Annotated in this window: 17 protein-coding genes; 4 read left to right on the top strand and 13 right to left on the bottom strand. The window is 29.7% G+C overall.

Annotation, left to right across the window (positions count from 1 at the left end):
- Window positions 1–183 precede the first annotated feature (183 nt).
- From ACZ451_RS14630 to ACZ451_RS14595, 8 genes are all read right to left on the bottom strand, one after another.
- Complete coding sequence (locus ACZ451_RS14630; RefSeq protein WP_464213680.1) at window positions 184–1,410, bottom strand: YaiO family outer membrane beta-barrel protein; 1,227 nt, start codon at window positions 1,408–1,410, stop codon at window positions 184–186.
- Complete coding sequence (locus tag ACZ451_RS14625; RefSeq protein WP_464213678.1) at window positions 1,403–3,796, bottom strand: sulfatase-like hydrolase/transferase; 2,394 nt, start codon at window positions 3,794–3,796, stop codon at window positions 1,403–1,405. The genes ACZ451_RS14630 and ACZ451_RS14625 overlap by 8 nt, the downstream gene beginning before the upstream one ends.
- Window positions 3,796–5,226: a glycosyltransferase family 2 protein gene (locus ACZ451_RS14620; RefSeq protein WP_464213676.1), complete on the bottom strand. Its 1,431-nt coding sequence runs from the start codon at window positions 5,224–5,226 to the stop codon at window positions 3,796–3,798. Before ACZ451_RS14620 ends, ACZ451_RS14625 begins: the two co-directional genes overlap by 1 nt.
- A complete protein-coding gene (locus ACZ451_RS14615) occupies window positions 5,219–7,225 on the bottom strand; it encodes a HEAT repeat domain-containing protein (RefSeq protein WP_464213674.1) in 2,007 nt (668 codons plus the stop codon). The genes ACZ451_RS14620 and ACZ451_RS14615 overlap by 8 nt, the downstream gene beginning before the upstream one ends.
- Window positions 7,226–7,316: 91 nt before the next feature.
- Window positions 7,317–7,682, bottom strand: coding sequence for a response regulator transcription factor (locus tag ACZ451_RS14610; RefSeq protein ID WP_464213672.1), 366 nt, complete (start codon window positions 7,680–7,682; stop codon window positions 7,317–7,319).
- A gap of 5 nt (window positions 7,683–7,687) precedes the next feature.
- Entirely contained in the window at window positions 7,688–9,400 is a 1,713-nt protein-coding gene (locus tag ACZ451_RS14605) for an ATP-binding protein (protein WP_464213670.1), read from the bottom strand.
- A 426-nt stretch (window positions 9,401–9,826) separates the two neighbouring features.
- Entirely contained in the window at window positions 9,827–10,219 is a 393-nt protein-coding gene (locus tag ACZ451_RS14600) for an acyl-CoA thioesterase (protein WP_464213668.1), read from the bottom strand.
- A gap of 44 nt (window positions 10,220–10,263) precedes the next feature.
- Complete coding sequence (locus tag ACZ451_RS14595; RefSeq protein ID WP_464213666.1) at window positions 10,264–11,160, bottom strand: DUF72 domain-containing protein; 897 nt, start codon at window positions 11,158–11,160, stop codon at window positions 10,264–10,266.
- A gap of 205 nt (window positions 11,161–11,365) precedes the next feature.
- Here ACZ451_RS14595 and ACZ451_RS14590 point away from each other — a divergent pair, with 205 nt between their 5' ends.
- Window positions 11,366–11,773 carry a glyoxalase gene (locus ACZ451_RS14590; RefSeq protein WP_464213664.1) on the top strand — a complete coding sequence of 136 codons (408 nt, stop codon included), beginning with the start codon at window positions 11,366–11,368 and terminating at the stop codon, window positions 11,771–11,773.
- Here the strand turns inward: ACZ451_RS14590 and ACZ451_RS14585 are convergent.
- Window positions 11,765–12,445 carry a DUF2461 domain-containing protein gene (locus ACZ451_RS14585; RefSeq protein ID WP_464213662.1) on the bottom strand — a complete coding sequence of 227 codons (681 nt, stop codon included), beginning with the start codon at window positions 12,443–12,445 and terminating at the stop codon, window positions 11,765–11,767. The two genes, ACZ451_RS14590 and ACZ451_RS14585, sit on opposite strands and share 9 nt — an antisense overlap.
- A gap of 99 nt (window positions 12,446–12,544) precedes the next feature.
- On the opposite strand from ACZ451_RS14585, the gene epsC reads away from it, so the two are divergent.
- Both epsC and cysM read left to right on the top strand, forming a co-directional pair.
- Window positions 12,545–13,339: a serine O-acetyltransferase EpsC gene (gene epsC / locus ACZ451_RS14580; RefSeq protein WP_464213660.1), complete on the top strand. Its 795-nt coding sequence runs from the start codon at window positions 12,545–12,547 to the stop codon at window positions 13,337–13,339.
- Window positions 13,329–14,213: a cysteine synthase CysM gene (cysM, locus tag ACZ451_RS14575; RefSeq protein ID WP_464213658.1), complete on the top strand. Its 885-nt coding sequence runs from the start codon at window positions 13,329–13,331 to the stop codon at window positions 14,211–14,213. The genes epsC and cysM overlap by 11 nt, the downstream gene beginning before the upstream one ends.
- On the opposite strand, the gene ACZ451_RS14570 is transcribed toward cysM, so the two are convergent.
- The 3 genes from ACZ451_RS14570 to ACZ451_RS14560 all read right to left on the bottom strand — a co-directional run bounded on the left by ACZ451_RS14570 (window position 14,210) and on the right by ACZ451_RS14560 (window position 17,007).
- Window positions 14,210–14,998, bottom strand: coding sequence for a tRNA pseudouridine synthase A (locus ACZ451_RS14570; protein WP_464213656.1), 789 nt, complete (start codon window positions 14,996–14,998; stop codon window positions 14,210–14,212). The genes cysM and ACZ451_RS14570 overlap by 4 nt on opposite strands.
- A gap of 87 nt (window positions 14,999–15,085) precedes the next feature.
- Window positions 15,086–15,550, bottom strand: a complete 465-nt coding sequence (locus tag ACZ451_RS14565) for a GNAT family N-acetyltransferase (protein ID WP_464213654.1) — start codon at window positions 15,548–15,550, stop codon at window positions 15,086–15,088.
- A 140-nt stretch (window positions 15,551–15,690) separates the two neighbouring features.
- On the bottom strand, window positions 15,691–17,007 hold the full coding sequence (locus tag ACZ451_RS14560) for an SGNH/GDSL hydrolase family protein (protein ID WP_464213652.1): 1,317 nt from the start codon (window positions 17,005–17,007) through the stop codon (window positions 15,691–15,693).
- Window positions 17,008–17,120: 113 nt separating this feature from the next.
- Between ACZ451_RS14560 and ACZ451_RS14555 the strand changes: the two genes are divergently transcribed.
- Window positions 17,121–17,618 carry a lipocalin-like domain-containing protein gene (locus ACZ451_RS14555; RefSeq protein ID WP_464213650.1) on the top strand — a complete coding sequence of 166 codons (498 nt, stop codon included), beginning with the start codon at window positions 17,121–17,123 and terminating at the stop codon, window positions 17,616–17,618.
- Between the two features lie 170 nt (window positions 17,619–17,788).
- Here the strand turns inward: ACZ451_RS14555 and ACZ451_RS14550 are convergent, their stop codons facing one another.
- Window positions 17,789–19,213: an L-serine ammonia-lyase gene (locus ACZ451_RS14550; protein ID WP_464213648.1), complete on the bottom strand. Its 1,425-nt coding sequence runs from the start codon at window positions 19,211–19,213 to the stop codon at window positions 17,789–17,791.
- Window positions 19,214–19,450 lie beyond the last annotated feature (237 nt).

Below are 19,450 nucleotides of genomic sequence, written 5' to 3'. Positions count from 1 at the left end.
CAAAAATGATAAGTATTCGTCTCCGTAGGTATCGTATAACATTTGGTCTATATGGTTTGGTTTATTAAACTTTTATAAACTTATCTAAATGTTACTTTACACACAATATAATGTGGTGAAATACCTTTTTTTTGTTGTTAAATCAGTTTTCCTTATTGTCAAATCAATTTATCTTATGGCGTATCAATATTTAAATTGGTAATTAAAGCCAATTGTAGCCGCCCAAAAGAATTTTCCTGAATCAAAACTCAATTCTTGTCGTGTTACTCCTAGGGTAGTTCTATAATTATTTAAACTATTTCTAGCAGTAAATTGATATTCTATAAGCAATTGTTGTGACTCTACATATAATAACGTTTCCGCAAGTAATATATTATCAACTCTAAATTGATTTAGTTGTGAAGCAACACCATAACTAGCATTTAAACCAATATAATTATACTTGTCTTTTAAATATTTACGCGCTAATAGACTTCCAGAAACACCTATAGCCCTAGCAAGCGTTGGTGTTATGTATGGCCTAGCTGAAAAATAATAATTACCTTTATAAATGCCATAAGAAGCTGTAAAAATAGACACACTACTATTTGTAAAATTTAAATAACGTAATCCTAAAGACACCTCTTTTCCTTTTGATATTGTACTATATAACTCTGCCCCTACTCTATGATTTGGAAATATGGTTGCCTTAGAATAACCATAATTTAAATATGCATACAATCCTTTAGAAAATTTTGGATATAGATCTAATTCATATTGTACGCCATTTGTATTAAAACGATTGTTATAATTTACTTTTGGAATAATGGTTCCATATTTAGTTTCTCTTTCGTAAGTTATACTAGCATAATACATTGGATCAAAAAGTATATCAAAAAAATCTGTTGCAATATTAATTCCTATAGCATTTTTGGACGCTTTTATAATTATAGTATCTTTTGGGAACTCAGTTTTTTCTTCAATACTTGTGTTAGATATAATATCAGTTAGCTTCACTTTTAGTGCTTCTAGTTCTACATCATTTTCTAAATACATCAATGCTTTATACGATAGCCCTAAAGCTGTGTAATAATTTTTGGCATAAATTTCATTATTAATGGCAGCAATCCATGCTTCTTTATTTTTTCTATCTTTAGAAGTGATCTTATTGAATTCATTTCTAGCAATATCATATTTACCATCCCAACTTAGGGTTTTTGCTAGTAGATTTCTAACATCCGAGTAGTCTGGGTACTTGGTGAGAATATTTCGTAAGGTATCTCTTGCCGCTATTCTATCTCCAGAAAAGGCCATATCTCTAGCTATAAAAAATGATTTATCTGGATTTCCAGAATAATCAGATTCTTGTGCATTTACAGCACTTGCAAAAACCAATAAGCACAATGTTATGTAATTATAAATTTTATTCATGTATGCTATTTTGGGCTATGTAAGATTCTATTTTGGGATTAAATAGTACCGTATTGGTTTTTTTTGCGTCTTTTTGTACTACTTTGTATGCTCTATTAATTTTATTAACAATCCCATTAGATTTGATATTATTTTGTTGAATTTTATGAAAGAGTAACAATGCCTTATCATTTTCATTAGACCAATAGTAGACATCTAACAATGCAGCATATACATCTTCATAATTCGGGTTTTTAAGCAAACAACTTTCTAAAATCTCTTGCGCAATTTTATAATTTCCATCCCATGCATTTACTCTGGCGGTTAGTATTTTAGTATCTATATGGCTCGGTACTTCAGATAAAATATATTTACTGAGTAACAATGCTTTATTACTTTCTCTATCAAAAGCTAGCTGTTTTGCTGTTTCATAAGCATCATCAAAATCTTTTCCATTAAACTGGCTATCTATCCATATTTTTTCATCTTTTGCAAACGATTCTTTTTCTATTTTAAAAATGGTTAAATCTTCAGGAACTATTTTATTCTTATTTGTTACGTAAGCATTTAATGCTTTAAACTTGTTGAATTCTTTTTTAACCTTTTCTGTATTTGTTAAAGTATTATGAAGCTCTAGGTCTTCTGTAATTTTAAATAAGTTTCCGTTGCTATAAAAATGCTTTAAATTCACATAATCTTTAATTTCTTTTTTATTTCGCATCAGTGGGATGTTCTTGGTAATTCTAAATTCTTGGCACATATCTATGCCATTACCCATCCATGCCGTTTCTTCAGGTATCTTTAAAGCATAGTGCTGTTCTAACATCCCTAATAAAGTAGGTACAACATCAAAATGAGACGACACTGCGCTAATTTTCTGAGTTGATTTTAACAAAGGGCTATATATCATAAATGGCACATGAAACCGTTTTAACACATTCTTTTGAGGTATTGAATTTAGCCTATGATCTCCTGTAATTACAAAAATAGTATTGTTATAAGCCGGATTTGATTTATAGGCTTGCATAAACTCATGTACTGCCTCATCTGCATATAAAAGTGATCCAAAAATATTTTTATTTTTATTCACTATTCTTTTTACCTTTTTTGCGTAAATATTTTGTGCTAGTATTTTTTTAACTTTTTGTTCATACAATTCTGAATTTGGTGCTAAAAATGGGTGACTAGTGGTTAAAGTCATAAACACATCTAGTTTAGGCTGACTGTTTATCTCATACTGATTTAGCGCTATCGCTTTTCGGAATAATTCTTTATCTGGATAACCCCATGAGACCTCTGATCCGTAACCAGGTTGCAAATGATATTGATCTCCATAATTGCTTCTATCTAATATAAAATCTACATTTTCACTTTTTAAATAATTATCTAAATTATAAAATGAGCTATTTGCACCCATATATAAAGAAGTTCTATATCCGTTATTTTTTAAAATACTGAAAAGTGTTAATTTATGAGGAATGTTCTCTAAAGCCATAAAGCCATTTTGTCCAAATGGAAGCGAACCCAAAAGCGAAGGAATTACTCCATAAGTCTCGCCTGTATTGCATAAAAAATTATCCCAATACAAAGATTTAGTACTTAATTCATCTAAATATGGAGTAAAGCCACCAAATTCTGCGTTTTCACCCATAAAATCTCTTCCTAAACCCTCTACAATAATGAAAACAATATTAGGTTTTTGACTTTTTAAATTGAAATAATTGCTCAGTACATCTTTATGATTTGCTTTTTGTAATAATGGATACTCTTCTACAACTTCATAATTATGCTCTACTAAAGCCGTTCTAAAAAGATTATGTATTAAATATTGTGTCTTATTCTCATTTATGGGTTTTCCCGAAATAAATAAGGTTGCTAAAAATAAGCTTAGTAGAATAAATGTAAATGGAAACATTTTACTGATATAATGGTAATACCTAGAACTAAGCATATAAAACCATATAAATGCTGCTGTAATTACTAATGGTACGAGCACCGTAATAAAATTACTTATCCCAGATTTAAAAATCGTATCTTTTATATCTTTAAGATTATGTCCTAAAATATCTACACCTAATGGCAAATAAGTAATAATGTAATAATTAGTTAAAATACCTTCTACAAGCACTAAAAACAGTAAAACTATTATAGTAAACTTAAAACCTGTTCCCGTTTTATGCATTTCTAAAAAATGAAATGGAGCAACCAATAAAAGCCCCACTAGCGCACTATACCCTATATGATGGGTTATGGCTATGATAAGACTCATATTAAATAATGTATCTACAATACCTTTAAAGTATAAGGTTATATATTGATAAAAAGAAAGCAGTACCAGGCACAACAAGAAAGAAATCATCGATCTTGTAAACTCTTTTAGGGTTATATCATGCACTACTACTTTCATTAATTGGCTTTCGCAAATCCTTTGCGGGTTATTGTTCCCCAACCAGATTTTACTTTAAATAATTTTTTATAATTACCTCTAACTGCTGCAAATACAACGATAGGGTGAAAAACAAATGGTTCTACTAATGCACATAGCATTAAAATTAGAATGTCTTTTATGTTCTTATATTCATTATAGGAGTATACTTCCCATAAAATGGCATAAAAACTAAACATTACAGCATACAAATAAATCATAGCCGTTATTGCTATGAAAAACGGAACATTTAATATATCGATATAGTAAAACAGAATAATAGAAAAGAAACCAAAGAACTCTAACAATGGTGCCATCCATTCATAAAAAAACCAATATGGATAACTTATTAAACCTAACCTACCATATTTAGGGTTAAAAAACATGTCCTTGTGTGTGTATAAGGTTTCTATATTACCACGAGACCAACGATCTCTTTGATTTACCAATATTTTTGTACTCTCTGGCACCTCAGTCCAACATAGAGGATCTGGAATGTATTCTATAGTATGCGGTTGTTTATTATCAACCATGTAACGTCGCATTCTAAATACAATTTCCATATCTTCTCCTACAGTATTTGTATCATAACCGCCAACTGCTAATGCTATTTCTCTATCAAAAAATCCAAAAGCTCCAGAAATAATTAAGAGGCAATCTAATCTACCCCATGCCATTCTACCCAAAAGAAAAGATCTTGTATATTCTAAAAGTTGAAATCTTGCTAACCAATTCTTTGGCAATTTAATTTCTTCTAAAGCGCCTCCGTTAATTACGCACGAATTTGCAATTCTAATTACTCCTCCAACTGCAATAACTCTTTTCTCTGTTCTTTGATAAAAAGATTTTACAACATGTAATAATGCGTCTGGCAACAATAAACAATCTACGTCTATACATCCAACATATTGACTTTCAGATAAATACATTCCCGTGTTTAAAGCATCAGATTTACCACCATTTTCTTTATCAATAACCGTAAGTTTAGAAAATGCTTGTTGTTTAGATTTATATACACCTCTAATAGGTTTTGACTTCCAATTAGGATCAATTTTCTTATCTATTTTAACAAGATCATAAGCAGTTATCATTTTCTGCATGGTATCATCTTTACTACCGTCATTTACTACCATTACCTCATAATTCACATATTTTAATGATAAGAGCGATCGTATATTTTCAACTATTGTCATTCCTTCATTATAGGCAGGTGCAACTATAGTTAAACTAGGCGCTAAAGGAGATGACATTACTTTAGACATATCCCCAAAACTATTTTTATGTTTATAATGAATTGAATTTCTGGTAGACAGATATCCCATTAAGCTAAATGCAATAAATAGTATTACAGTAAACACCAGAAAAATGATGTTTATATATTCTAATGCGATATTAAAATATCCATTATTCATTTAACTTGTCTTTAAATTTTGGTAGTGATATTAATTGATTTAGAAGTGATTCTTGACTCTCATTAAGTATAATTTCTTCTTCTACTGCTTGAAAATATTCTTCTGAAAATTCAAAAGCTACATCTTCTAAACCTTCGGGTTTGGCAGGGCTTATTTCTAATTCGTTTAATAAAAAGCAAAATTCTAATGGTAGTAAACCCTCTTTATTTTCATACGTTTCTGGTTTTTCTTTTAAATCTTCAGAAGTTTTATTAACTTTTTTTGTGAGCTTTTCTAAAGGTTCTACTTGTTTTGAACTATGTAACTGCGTTTCTTGTTCTATGATTTTTTCTATAACCTCCGTAGTAACCTCTTCAATAGAAATTTCTTCATTATTAATTTCAGTATTTAATTTTTCTAAAAGCTTTGTTTTTACTTCTGCTGCTTTTTCTCTAATCCTACTATTTTCATCATCAATCAATGTCGTTAAAAAGGATACTTCTTTTTCATTTCCTAATTCATACACTTCATCTAATAAGATTAACTTACTCTCTATATCTGCTATTTTAAACAGAGAACAAAATATACTATGATATGAAGTATATAAACTTTCTGCTCCTTCTAACATCTCACTATTCTTGAAATAATCATCTACTAAAACTTTTTCATTGGTGATACCCAATTCTATTTCAATAGTGTTATTTTTTATTTCAATGGTATCTTCTTTTTCAATAATGCTTTTTGTAACAATATCAATCCTTGTATCATCTGTCTTTAATTCCTCAAAAGTGTTTATTTCAAAATTTAGTACTGGTACTACATCACCAGTAGTTGTTGTATCTATATTTTCTCTAGTCTTTTTATTTTCAATTGGCAATTGTATTTCTTTAGGAAATTCATTAGTATTATGCAAAGTGTTTTTATCTTCTAGTTTTGCTAATTCTAACTCATCTATTAAATCTGTAAGTGCTATTTCTACATGTTTTTCTATGCCAACAGTTGGCATAACATGTTCATTAGAAATAGCGTTTAAAGCACTTAAAGCTTTGCTTTTTACATTAAAATTAGATTCTTTATGATCAACAACTTCTAAAAATGGAATATCATCTGGGTTTTCAAAATTTTCAATAGCATCTAATATTGCTAGTTTAATGGCCGTATTATTTTTCCAAAAGACACTTTTAAGTGTTTCTCTTGCGCTTTCAAAATGAAATTTTTTAATACAATTTATTGCCTCTTGTTTTATCTTATTATTCTTATGCTTCACTAATTCTATAATAGATGCTTCAGCATCATTTTGGTTATAATAATTTATTAATCGCAATGAAAATAATACCACATCTCTATTCTTAGAAGTCAACCATTTTTTAAATTTAGGAGGTACAAAGTCTTCTAAGTTGGAAATGATTTCCATTATCTTAATTTGTTGCCATTCAGAAATTTTATAGCAAGTAGTGTCTAAAAAATAGCTGATCCCTTCATGCATCAAAGCTATTGTAGATATTTCTGCTTGTTTTCTAATAATAGATCGTTTATCATTAATAAATTTTTTAATAAACCCATAAGACTCTGTAATATTCATTTGTGTTAACTCAAAAATACCTTGAGACACATTTTCCCATTTCCAGCTTTTTAGTTTTTGATATGTTTCTATTTCTAAATTCAATTCTCTATATAAATTATAAAGTCTAGTTTTTGTATTTCCAGATACATCTTTAGTTAAATCCAGTAAAACCTCCCTTAGTATACCTCTATTAAAATCGTCTTTAATAAGTTCTCTAATCTGTATTCTTTGGTTGATATAGTTTTTTCGCTCTTCGTTAGTCCCAGTTGCTTCATCATAAAATAGAAACTCACTTACCATGGGTGATAATTCTTTTTTTCTATCAGTAGTGTTTCTATTTATGATTTTAAATTTTCCTCTAAAGAAAAATACAGCAAGGAAATAAAGCAGTGCTACAGCTGTAAATAGTATAGTGAGGTCCCAGAATAAATCCGTATGGATTTTTGGAGCCGTCACAATAAGATGTGTTTTTAATATGGGAGTGTTAAAAAACAAATATTTTATTTAAATAGGTTAAGTTTTATTTATATTAAGACTTTGGGGAGACTTAATGTAATGCTTTTGAAAGTCTAATTAAAAGTTCAGACGGACTTATAGGTTTGGTTAAAAAATCATTTGCTCCTAATTTAAAAGCAGATACTATATTTTCTTCATTACCAGCAGAAGACAATACAATAATTGGAATCTCTAATTTTAACTCTTTACGTACATAATCTGTAAGTTCTAAACCAGAAAAATAAGGCATCATGATATCTGTAACTATAATATCTGGTGTAGCGACTTTTAAACGTTCTTTTACTTCTCTGCCATTAGTAGATAAATGTACCTCATGACCTGCTTTTTTTAATCTAAAATTTAAAAGTGAAGCCAACAGATCATCATCTTCTGCTAATAAAACTTTATGTCTAGTCATGTTAACTATTTTTTTATCCTTGCTAATTCGCTATCTATAGCTTTTTCTACTGTCGGATATTCTTCTAGAAAACAATCATATAAAAAATTAAGGTATTTTATATCTTTATCTATAGTACAAGAAGCATGCATTTGCGTTGTTATTTTTAAAAGACTGTGAGCTTCTATGTTTTTCAATGCATATTTTATTTTATGTACATTAAATTTTATACCTTCAAAATCAGAATTTTCCAGATCAATTTTCATTTTTCCTATAAATTCTATTGCATTTCTTTTTTGGAGCTTCACTAATTCTTCTAACAATTCTATATCGCCTAAACAATCTTCCATAACTTGTGCAAGACTTATTAATTCTTGATTTGTATTCTGTATTGTTGGGGATACATATTGCGACTCAAATACATCTATTTTATCCATATCACTATATTTTGAGGTTAATTTTATTAATAGCTGTTCTGCTTTGTAGGGTTTTAATAAAAAATCATTAATACCACATTTTATGCATAACTCTTTATCATGAACTGTAAAATCTGCACTAAAGGCTATAATTGGCGTATCATTAAAAGATCTTATCATTTCAGCTGCCTTGAAACCATCTATATCTGGCATTCTTAAATCTAAAAGAATAATATCTATTTTTTCATTTTTTAAAATTTCTAGACCTTCAAAAACATCTGCAGTTATATAATTTTTACTCTTCCATAAATCTAATTGACTTTTAACAAGTTTTTGATTTAGAATGTTATCCTCAATCACAAGAACATTTGTATTTTTTATAATTTTTAATCGCTCTTCAGCTATTTTTGGGTTTAGCATTTTTTTAGTTTTTTTCAGCGCTTTCCCCTCCGTATATGGAATAGAGAATCTAAATGTAGTTCCCTCATTTAATTTACTATGTATAGCAATAGTTCCATTTAATGAAGTTATAAGGTGCTTTACAATACTTAGCCCTAATCCTGTACCTCCATATTTTTTATAGGTATCATCCTCAGCTTGTTTGTACCAATCAAATATGTTTTTTTGGTTTTCTTTAGAAATTCCAATACCAGTATCTGATACCTCAAAATCTAAAATAAGTTTTTTCTTATGTGTTTCTCTAACACATATAGTAAGAGCTATACTCCCTTCGTTTGTAAACTTTATGGCATTACCAATAATATTTAAAAGTATTTGAGAAAGTTTTGAAGGATCTCCAACCAATACATCTGGAATATCGTTTCCTATTGAAACATTAAAAGCTATATTCTTCTTTACAATAAGTGTTTTGCTTAAATATGAAATTTCATTTATAACATTATTTAAGCTAAAATTTATTACTTCTGATGCGGTTGGCTCTGTAGCATTTTTTGAATATGATAATAATTCATCTGTAATTTTTAGAAGCGCATTAGAAGCAGATTTAATTGCTTCTACATAACTCACTTGAGTATCAGATAATTTTTCCTGAGATAAAAGTTCAGAAAAACCTAAAATACCATTTAACGGCGTTCTTAATTCATGACTAACTTTAGCAACATGTAAATTTTGTTTTTCTAAAGTTGAAAAATTAGAAGTATCATAAGTTTCATTAAGAACAGTTTTTTCTTCTAAACTTGTTTTAAAAGATGTAAAAGAATTTTTTAGAATTACAGCTTCCGAAGTTGTTAATTCTTCAAATGAAAAGCTACTTAATTTTTGCTCTAAATCTGATAGATAAGATAATAGTTCTGTTGATTTCAATTTGTAAAATTTAGGTGTGTTAGCGATTTAAAATTATAAGTGAAGTAATGTTTTTCTTAAATCTTAAATAAACCTTCTACTTATAATATATAAATATGAGATAATATGGTAATTAGCACAATAAAATGTTACCTGAAACGAAGAAGTTGTTGTAAAAAGCTTAAAAAGTGATGGGAACGAATTGTTAAACATACGCATTTCATCGGATTTTTTAATCTTTTAATCTACAAATAAAAATCCACTATGAAATTTAAATAATTCACAAGCAACTGGTTTTTAATATTTTAAAATTATTTACATAAACTATTAAATTAAAAAATTAAAATAAAATAAGTGAAAAATAAAATTTTTAAAAAGAAAATCAAAAAAATAATTATTAAATAATTACTTAAGTTAAATATTTATAATATAATAATAATCAGTAATTTAAGATTTTTTTAATCTATCTCCAACAAATTCAATTTTAGTTTTTCCATGTGGAGTGGGTTTTCCATTTTCATTTAGATTTACCATTATAATATTATCTACAGTAACAATGGTTTCACGAGTCATTTTATTTCTAACTTCACAATTTAAAGTCAACGAACTTGCCCCAAATTTTACAACATCAATTCCAATTTCTACAATATCGCCTTTTACTGCAGTGCTCATAAAATTGATCTCAGAAATGTATTTAGTAACTACTTTTTTACTTTCTAATTGTATAATAGTATAAAGAGCAGCTTCTTCATCTATCCATGCTAAAACAGTACCACCAAATAAAGTACCATTGGCATTTAAATCTCCTGGTCTTACCCATTTTCTTGTATGAAATCTCATTTGGATTATATCTATTTAATACAAAGCTAATAAAGATCCATTTCTTAAAATAACGTTGGCGGAGAATCTAGTAACGTTTTAGGGATTCTTAAATTAGTGTTCATTTTTTTATTCAATTTAGCAATAAAACGAGCTGATAATAATGGAGACTCTAATTCCATATTTTGATGAACAAAAAAATGTATCTTTTTTAATCCTTTTATGTTCCATTCAGCTAATCGTTCTATCCAATCATCTAATCTATCATAATCGCTACTATGGTTAGCTCCAACATATCTAATAAAAGCTTCATTATTAGTAAGGCGCATGTGCATAATATCTCTTCTTCCAGCCGTATCTACGAGGACATTAGCTATGTTATTCTCTTCTAAAAGATAATATAACTCTTGGGCAACTTTTTTGTCGTTAAACCAATCTGTATGTCTAAATTCTATTGCTAAAGGAAATTCTTTTGGCCAATATTCAATAAAACGTACTACTCTATCCCAATTTTTAGGACCAAAATTATTGTGCATTTGTAAAAAGATAGTGCCTAACTTTTCTTTTAGATTTTTTGTTACTTCAAGATACTGATCTACAATAGGATACACCTTATCATTTAAACGTCTTAAATGACTTATATCTTGAGGTAATTTTGGAAAGAATTTAAAATTTTCAGGAGTTTTCTCGTACCATTTTGTGTATTGTTCAGCTGGGAAAATTCTATAAAAAGTAGCATTCAACTCAATACAATTAAATTGAGATGAGTAATAAACCAATTCATCTTTAGTACCTCTTGGATAAAAATTCTTTAAATCTTGTCTATTCCATTTTGCACAACCTACATAAATTTCAGTTGCTACATCATTTAAAGATTTAGAAAGTACAACTTCTGTATTGGGATGATCTAAAGGAAAACTAAAATCTATAAGTGCTGGTTGTTCTACTTTACCAAACTTCATATTTATTTTTTTAGAATTTAAAAGTAAGAATTCTATTGATTTAAAAAACTGTTATTATTAATAAATCATTGTAGAACAGTGTTGTAATATCTATTTTTTTTACGCATTAAATATTTCCGTTTTGTTCATAACATCGTTAAAAACTAATATTTCTGTTCTTTAACTCCTTTTTTCTATTTACTACCTTTAAAAAAAGCTTTATAAGATGGGTAATAGATCAGAACAATTAGAGCATATTCGTCCAGAAATTAAATCTAGCAGAATTATAGAAGGGATGAGTGATGAAGAATATTTTCAAAATAAAACATTACGCCCTATTTTAAAATTTCAAAATCCATTATTACTTGTAATCTTCCAAAACTACATTAAAAAGCATAAAAATCGTTTTTATGAGTTATCAATGTCCAAACGTTTTTTATATCTAGAAAATGCTATACAGAAAGATATTAAGCTTAGAAATGCTTTAAAAGGAGTTATCATAGGACAATTTACCGTAGAAGAATATGAATTATACCTCCAAAACTCTTCTGCTTTAAATAAAAGAATGATGAAGATGGTTATTGAGCGTTATAAAGATCAGATTCAATTTTTTGAAGACAAAATTTTAGTCTAATAAAGATTCACCATTTAAATCTGTTGTAAGAATTTCACTCATTAAATCAAAAAACGGCCTAATTTCCTTAAAAGATTGTATTACGACTTCTGGAAAGCTAGCAGCTAAAACCTCTTTATCTGTAAAATTTCTTACAAAAATAAACTGCTTTTTCTTGATTAGGTCAATGTCTTTATGCGTTTTATCAAAATCTCTTGGAGCAGTTTTTAATTCGTCTCCTACTAATTCTCCCCAAGTGTTTTTAAACGTTGGGTGATTAATGACTTCTCTAAATTCCGAAGCATCTAATTCCAATTCTTTTCTAATTCTAAATAAATCGTCTTTATTAGGGTCCCAAAAACCAGTAGCAATGAAACTTTCTCCTGGCTTAATTCTAATAAAATATCCTCCTCTTAGCTTTGCCCCTAACCTAGAAAAAGATGCTGCAAAATGACTTTTATAAGGTGTTTTATCTTTAGAGAAACGAACATCTCTATATATTCTAAACAATTTTTGTTTTTCTATCTCATCATGCTTTTCTAAACCACTTTTCACCAAGCTCAAGAATTGTTTTATACAATCTTCGTGCTTTTTAAAAGTAGTTTTATTTTTCTCGAACCAATCTCTATTGTTATTTTTTTCAAGGCTTTTTAAAAAATTTAAAATATCCTTGGTTAGTAAGCTATCCTTCATTCGACTATAACTTTGATGTATTTTTAGATAAAGTTAACCAAATTAACACATCAGTTTTTAAAATATTAGATTAATTTTGAACGTACTATCATTCAAATTATGAATTCAAAATCAATTATAGATAAAATAAATCAGCATAAAAAACAGCCTAATTTAAGATTTCGTCTTAAAGATAGCGTTAAAGAATTCACAGACAGACTATTTCTTACCCTTTTTGATATAGAAACACCAGTTGAAGATAATTTAAAAATTTTAGAAAAACAGTTTGATGAATTAGTTGATTTAGCCTGCTGGGAATTAGATAAGCCCTGTAAAAAAACATGGGAAAATTACATTGGCCAACTTCCAAAAGTATTGGAAATGCTAAATTTAGATGCTGAAGCTTTTGTAAATTGTGACCCAGCTTCTTCCTCTATTGAAGAAATATATATGGCTTACCCTGGTTTTTATGCCATAGCTATATACAGATTATCACATGAACTTTATCTTAAAGGCTTTCCTTTAGTCCCAAGACTAATGACAGAATATGCACATATGCAAACAGGTGTTGATATTAATCCTGGAGCAACTATAGGAAAATCTTTTTTTATAGACCACGGAACTGGTGTTGTAATTGGAGAGGCTGCAATTATTAAAGACCATGTACGCATATACCAAGGGGTAACTTTAGGCGGGCTGTATGTGGCAAAAAATTTACGTAAAACAAAAAGACATCCTACTATAGAAAGTAATGTTACTATTTATGCAAATGCTACAATTTTAGGAGGTAAAACTATTATTGGAGAAAATAGTGTTATTGGTGGTAATGCATTTATTACTACATCTGTTCCTCCAAATTCTAAAGTATACCATACATCAGAAATAAAAATAAAAACAGCTTCTAATGTCTCATAGTTTATTTGATTTAATAGGAAATACACCTTTAGTACTTTCCAGAGTTTTAAATACAAATCCAAATGTTAACTTATTATTTAAATTAGAAGGTCATAACCCAGGCGGGAGTGTAAAAGACCGTGCTGCATTTAATATGATTAAAAGTGCTTTAGATAGAGGTGATATTTCTAAAGAAACTAAACTTATAGAAGCTACAAGTGGTAACACAGGAATTGCTTTAGCAATGATTGCTGGCGTTTACGGATTAAATATAGAATTAGTAATGCCAGAGAATGCTACTAAAGAACGTATACAAACGATGCGTGCTTATGGTGCAAAAGTTACTTTAACTGCTAAAGATGTAGGTATTGAAGGAGCTAGAGACTATGCCGAAAGTAAAGTAGCCAAAGAAGGCTTTTTTATGATGAACCAATTTGGAAATAATGACAATTGGCAAGCGCATTATAAAACCACTGGTCCAGAAATATGGAATGATACTGATGGAAAGGTCACGCATTTTGTATCTTCAATGGGCACTACTGGTACTATTATGGGAACTTCTACTTACCTGAAAGAAAAAAATAAAAATGTTCAAATTGTAGGGGTGCAGCCAAAAGATGGTGCTAGCATTCCTGGTATACGGAAATGGCCTAAAGCCTATTTACCAAAAATATTTGATACAAGCAAAATAGATACTGTGTTAGAAGTAAGCCAAGAAGAGGCTGCAGATATGGCATTACGCTTAGCTAAAGAAGAAGGCATTTTTTCTGGAATGAGTAGTGGCGGCGCAACAGCAGCAGCATTAAAACTTGCTGCAACTCTAGAAAGTGGTACAATAGTATCTATCATATGCGATCGTGGAGATCGTTATTTGTCATCTGGCTTGTTTGATTAATCGATAAAATCTAATTTATTAAGATGTAATCCTGAACCTGGAGCTACATAGGTTAATTTCATAGTAGTATCAGCTTTTAATGAGTTTTCAATATCGCTAAGACTAAGAGTACCATTACCTACTTGTATCAAAGCGCCCATCATCATGCGTATTTGATATCGCATAAAACCAGCTCCCTTTACATGTAATGCATAACTATGCTCTGGGAAAAAATTTGCTTGTAATAAGGTATTTTCTTTTATTTTAGAAGAAGTAATAGTTCTCACTACTTTTGTATTTTCCTGTAATCTAGCTGTATAAACTTTAAAATTATGTTCTCCATTAAATAAAGTAGCCGCTTGTTTCATTTTTTCAATATCTAAATCTTCTAAAATTGTGGTGACGAAGGGGGCAGAAAAAGGGTGGGGTTTTTCACCATAGGCAAACAAATACACATATTCTTTTTCTTTACTATGGTGAATAATATTAAACTTTTCTTTTTTAGCTATAATCGATAGAATTCTGATATCTGGAGGTAAGTTTTTATTGAATAGAATCACAAAATTTTCTAAATCGTCTAGAGGCTCATGATCTAAAAACAATTCAAAAGCAGCATCTAAGGCTGACACTTTTGCATCCGTTCTACCTGCACCTAGTATTTTATATGAAGCATTTGGCAATATAAACTTTAATGTTTTTAGCAACATGGCTTCAATTGTTTTCTGCCCAGGTTGCTTTTGCCATCCACTATACCTAAATCCTAAAAATTGTATTTTAATAAGATAATAATATCGTTGTTTTTTCATACCACTATAATCACTCTAAAAATACAAATTCAAAAAGATACTTCACAAATGTAAAAACAATGTAAAGTATTAAAATATGTGTTATAATTAGTTGTTAATTGAATTCATTTTAAGTTCCATAATAGGTAGAAACCTATCTTTAATAGAACTTTTAAGTTTTCCAATGACTCTAAACCCCATTTTGCTGTAGAACTTTTCGGCATTTGGATCTGCATCTAGAATAACACTTTTAAATTCTGAATTCTGAATTCGTTTTAAAAAATCTGTCATTAATATTCTACCATATCCCTTATCAATAAACTTTGGTGCTACAAAAAGAAAATTCAATTTAATATTTGAAATATTTTCTGGTTGGTATGCGTAGAAACCTATCAAAGTACCATCTATGATCAGCTTATAAATTTGATTTTCATCAATATAGTTCTCAGTAATCGTTAATTCATCTCTCCAAGCTTCAATTTGCTTTTTGTCATAACCCCAAAAAGATTTAGATTGTATTGTTAATTGGGTTAAATCTTTAGCATCGGTTCTATTCGCTCTAATAATTTTCATTTTTACTTCTATACCCCGTAATATTTAGTAAAGGAATTTTAAAAGTAACTATTTTTTTGAAAATTTTATATACATCATACGAGAAGAGTGTACAGATGTTAGCAACTGGATAATTTGTTATATACTACTTTTATAAATCCTTAGTTTGGTGAATCCATTATAATAAACTGCCCGCTATAAAATGAAGACCCATTTGGTAATTTTATAATTTTTAAGGTCGTTGTATGTGAACCAGCTTCTACTTCAGGAGCATAAAAGAATTGTCCATATTTTATTGCTCCACTGCCTTCTTTTAAAATGATTTTTTTTGGGGTTTTTCCATCGGTGCTTACTTCTACTTCCATACCAGTTCCTTGCGGAATAGAAGAAAAACCTATTAATACACCATTCCAGTTAATTGTTAAGCTTTCTCCTTCTTTATTTGTTTTAAAAGCACCTCTTAACATTTGGTTGGTTCTCTCGCGATCACTTCTATAAATAGCATCACTATTAACATCTACAGTTTCCCAATTTGCGTTTACATCCATATTATCATATGATAGTAATGAAGCATTTTCAAAATGATCTGTTTTTATGGGACTTGGCATGTCATGCATTAAAGGTTTATCTATGTTTTCCATAGCTTTTAAGCCTTTAATAGTAGTTTCTGCATATAATTGATAACCATCTTCTTTAGGATGTACCCCATCTTTTGAAAAGTAAAGTTTTCCTGCTTCTGGCGCTGGAGCCTTAAAAACAAGCTTCCCTTCTTTTTCAAGTTTAACAACTTCAACTCCAAAATCTATGGATGGAATTCCATATGTATTAGCAACTTCTTCCATTACTTTTCCAATCCAATATTGTTTTCCTTGTCTTAAATCGTCTAGCATCCACTCCCCTATGGTATACACAAAACAAATATCAGTTTCCGGATTATGAGCTCTTATTAGTCTTACTAAACCTTCTGTTGATCTTGCTATATCAGCAATTCCACCATTAACTCTAAATTCAATAAAAATTAAATCTGGATTTTTATCTAATACATCAACTTTAGCTCTGGCAGCACCAAAATCAATCCCAGTTCCAGAATGTGCAGCTTCTATTTCCGTAAAGTTAGCAGTAGGATATCTATCTTTAATCCAATTAAATGTAATGGGTCTCCATCCATTTTGGTTGGTTATACTACCACCCATATAAGCTACAGAAATATTTTTTCCAGATTTAGCTTTAGCGAAAAAATTTGGGAGTCCATTTCTGATTCTAAGCTCCTCAGCAATTCCAGTATCAAAGTCAAAAGATCCATTTTCTTCAACTACAGGGTCTTCTGTCTCTTCTGGCACTTCTTCTTCTGGAAGTGTAGGAGTAACAATTTCTTCTTGGAGGTTTTGTTTTTCAATTTGAATTTGCGAATCAGAACAACTTAATAGGCTTAATAAAAATGAGAAGAAAAGAATCATTGTATATTTTAAAGTTTTCATAGTCTTTATAAAGTTATCAATTATTTTTTAATGTGACTCACATTAGTAAAAGTTTGAATAAATATAGCTTTAGAAAAAAAATAATTATATTTAATTCCTAAATTTAAAAAGCTATGATTGTAAAGAATTTTTTGTGTGTTCTAATTTTTGGTTTTATAGTGTTTTCATGTTCAGATTCAAATGAAGAACAAGTTGAAGAATTATCTGAGGAACAAGTTGAAGAATCATCTGAGGAACAAGTTGAAGAGCCAGCAGAAGAACCAGTAACAGAAGAACCTATAACAGAAAATACTACATTAATAGGCACATGGAGACTAACAGGCTTTTCTGATGGTACAACAGATCAAACTGCAAGTGAATGCGAAAGTCAAGATACGATAACACTTGAGGAAAATGGAATATTTAGTTTTGTGTTTAATGATCAAGACCAAGCAATGATGTGTTTTGTAGCAAGAGAAGATACTGAAACTTGGGAGCAAATAGCTGATGATCGTGTTCGCCTAACATACTCTGAAAATGATGTTCAAGAGTTTGATTTTTTAATCAATAATAATGAGCTATCTCTAACGTCTGATAATGGATTTATACAAAAGTATATCGGCGTACAATAGAGAGTAACATAATCTCATACAATCTAATAATTAGTGCAAACTCAGATTACATTACTTTTAGGCCTTTAAGTATTTAACTTATAAAAAAGTAAAAAATTGAGATATAAAAAGCATTATAATCTAATTTTTACAAATACTATACTTAAACGTTATAAGTACATTGTGATGTGTTAACAGTCACTTAAAAACACACCCACAGCAAGTCCTCCCTCAGAAGTTTCTTTGTATTTAGAATTCATATCCTTTGCAGTTTCCCACATGGTTTGTATTACTTTATCTAAAGTAACTTTAGCATCTTCTGGATTAGATCCTAAAGCAAGTTCAGCAGCATTTATAGCTTTGATAGCTCCCATAGAATTACGCTCAATACAAGGTATTTGCACTAGACCACCAATAGGATCGCAAGTAAGCCCTAAATGATGTTCCATTGCTATTTCGGCAGCCATTAAAACTTGTTCTGGTGTACCACCTAATAATTCTGTAAGTGCACCAGCGGCCATAGCACTAGAAACACCAATTTCTGCTTGGCATCCGCCCATGGCAGCAGATATGGTAGCTCCCTTTTTAAAAATACTCCCAATTTCTCCCGCTACTAATAAAAACTTCTTAATTTCTTTAAAATTGGCTTCATGATTTTCAATCACCAAATAATACATTAAAACAGCAGGTATTACTCCTGCACTACCATTTGTTGGTGCAGTAACTACTCTGCCTAAAGAGGCATTAACTTCGTTTACAGAAAGGGCAAAACAACTTACCCACTTCAATATCTGTCTAAATTTAACTTTCGTTTTTCGTATCGTTTCTACCCATTCTTGAGGAGAAGCATAAGAATAATCGCCTTTTAAGCTATTATGCATGTCAAAAGCTCGTCTTCGTACTTGTAAACCTCCTGGTAGCGTACCTTCTGTATGGCAGCCTGTATACATACATTCAAGCATTGTATCCCAAATTCTAAGCAATTCCTGATCTATTTCAGCATCAGAACGCAGAGAGCGCTCGTTCTCTAATACCAAATCAGAAATATTTTTTTGAGCTGCCTTACTATAAGCTAAAAGCTCTTCCGATTTTTGAGTTGGATAAGGAAATTTTTGAAGCAAATGCGTATTCTTTTCTGTATTATCTTCATTCTCTTTCACTACAAAACCACCTCCTATAGAATAATATTTTTCTGATACTTTCTTATCCGTATCTAATAGGGCTTCAAAACAAATTCCGTTAGCATGAAATGGGAGAAATTCTCTTTTAAAAATAATATTGTTTTCTGGAGTAAATGGAAGTGGTTTAATTCCATTTAAAAGAATAGTATCCGTATTTTTTATCGTATTTATAATTTCGTCAATACTAGTAATTGGTATAGTTTCCGGATCGTAACCCGCTAAACCCAGTTGCAATGCAATATCCGTAGCATGTCCTTTTCCTGTTAAGGCTAGAGATCCATACACATAAACATTAACAGTAACAATATGGTGGAATAATTTTTTGGTCTGTAGTTCTTTAATCCATTTTTCTGCTGCACGCCATGGTCCCAAGGTATGAGAACTAGAAGGACCTACTCCTATTTTAAGCATGTCAAATGTACTAATAGACTCCATAAATGGTACTTTTAAGAATATCAAAACAAATATAGTTTCTATAACATTAAGTAAGTAAAAAGTTATGAAAATTGTTTTGAAAAATAGTAAGTTCATTTTTTGACTATTCTCTGACTTTTGTACGCATTCTTACAATAGTTAAACGTCAAAAACTAACAGTAGAATATAAAAATATGACAGCTTGGCAGATTTATTGACATGGCATAATACTTGACTATACTGTTTTGAAAATAGAGT

It is taken from the genome of Allocellulophaga tsushimaensis, from assembly GCF_055383085.1.
The sequence above is the reverse complement of the archived record's forward strand: the minus strand, read 5'-3'. Positions and strand labels throughout refer to the sequence as shown.

What these genes read in the sequence shown, in the direction of transcription:
- ACZ451_RS14565 (WP_464213654.1), bottom strand. Translation starts at nt 15,550, where the DNA reads ATGAAAATTATTAGAGCGAATAGAACCGATGCTAAAGATTTAACCCAA.
- epsC (WP_464213660.1), top strand. Translation starts at nt 12,545, where the DNA reads ATGAATTCAAAATCAATTATAGATAAAATAAATCAGCATAAAAAACAG.
- ACZ451_RS14600 (WP_464213668.1), bottom strand. Translation starts at nt 10,219, where the DNA reads ATGAGATTTCATACAAGAAAATGGGTAAGACCAGGAGATTTAAATGCC.
- ACZ451_RS14625 (WP_464213678.1), bottom strand. Translation starts at nt 3,796, where the DNA reads ATGAAAGTAGTAGTGCATGATATAACCCTAAAAGAGTTTACAAGATCG.
- ACZ451_RS14595 (WP_464213666.1), bottom strand. Translation starts at nt 11,160, where the DNA reads ATGAAGTTTGGTAAAGTAGAACAACCAGCACTTATAGATTTTAGTTTT.
- ACZ451_RS14590 (WP_464213664.1), top strand. Translation starts at nt 11,366, where the DNA reads ATGGGTAATAGATCAGAACAATTAGAGCATATTCGTCCAGAAATTAAA.
- cysM (WP_464213658.1), top strand. Translation starts at nt 13,329, where the DNA reads ATGTCTCATAGTTTATTTGATTTAATAGGAAATACACCTTTAGTACTT.
- ACZ451_RS14560 (WP_464213652.1), bottom strand. Translation starts at nt 17,007, where the DNA reads ATGAAAACTTTAAAATATACAATGATTCTTTTCTTCTCATTTTTATTA.
- ACZ451_RS14555 (WP_464213650.1), top strand. Translation starts at nt 17,121, where the DNA reads ATGATTGTAAAGAATTTTTTGTGTGTTCTAATTTTTGGTTTTATAGTG.
- ACZ451_RS14610 (WP_464213672.1), bottom strand. Translation starts at nt 7,682, where the DNA reads ATGACTAGACATAAAGTTTTATTAGCAGAAGATGATGATCTGTTGGCT.
- ACZ451_RS14585 (WP_464213662.1), bottom strand. Translation starts at nt 12,445, where the DNA reads ATGAAGGATAGCTTACTAACCAAGGATATTTTAAATTTTTTAAAAAGC.
- ACZ451_RS14550 (WP_464213648.1), bottom strand. Translation starts at nt 19,213, where the DNA reads ATGGAGTCTATTAGTACATTTGACATGCTTAAAATAGGAGTAGGTCCT.
- ACZ451_RS14630 (WP_464213680.1), bottom strand. Translation starts at nt 1,410, where the DNA reads ATGAATAAAATTTATAATTACATAACATTGTGCTTATTGGTTTTTGCA.
- ACZ451_RS14620 (WP_464213676.1), bottom strand. Translation starts at nt 5,226, where the DNA reads ATGAATAATGGATATTTTAATATCGCATTAGAATATATAAACATCATT.
- ACZ451_RS14570 (WP_464213656.1), bottom strand. Translation starts at nt 14,998, where the DNA reads ATGAAAAAACAACGATATTATTATCTTATTAAAATACAATTTTTAGGA.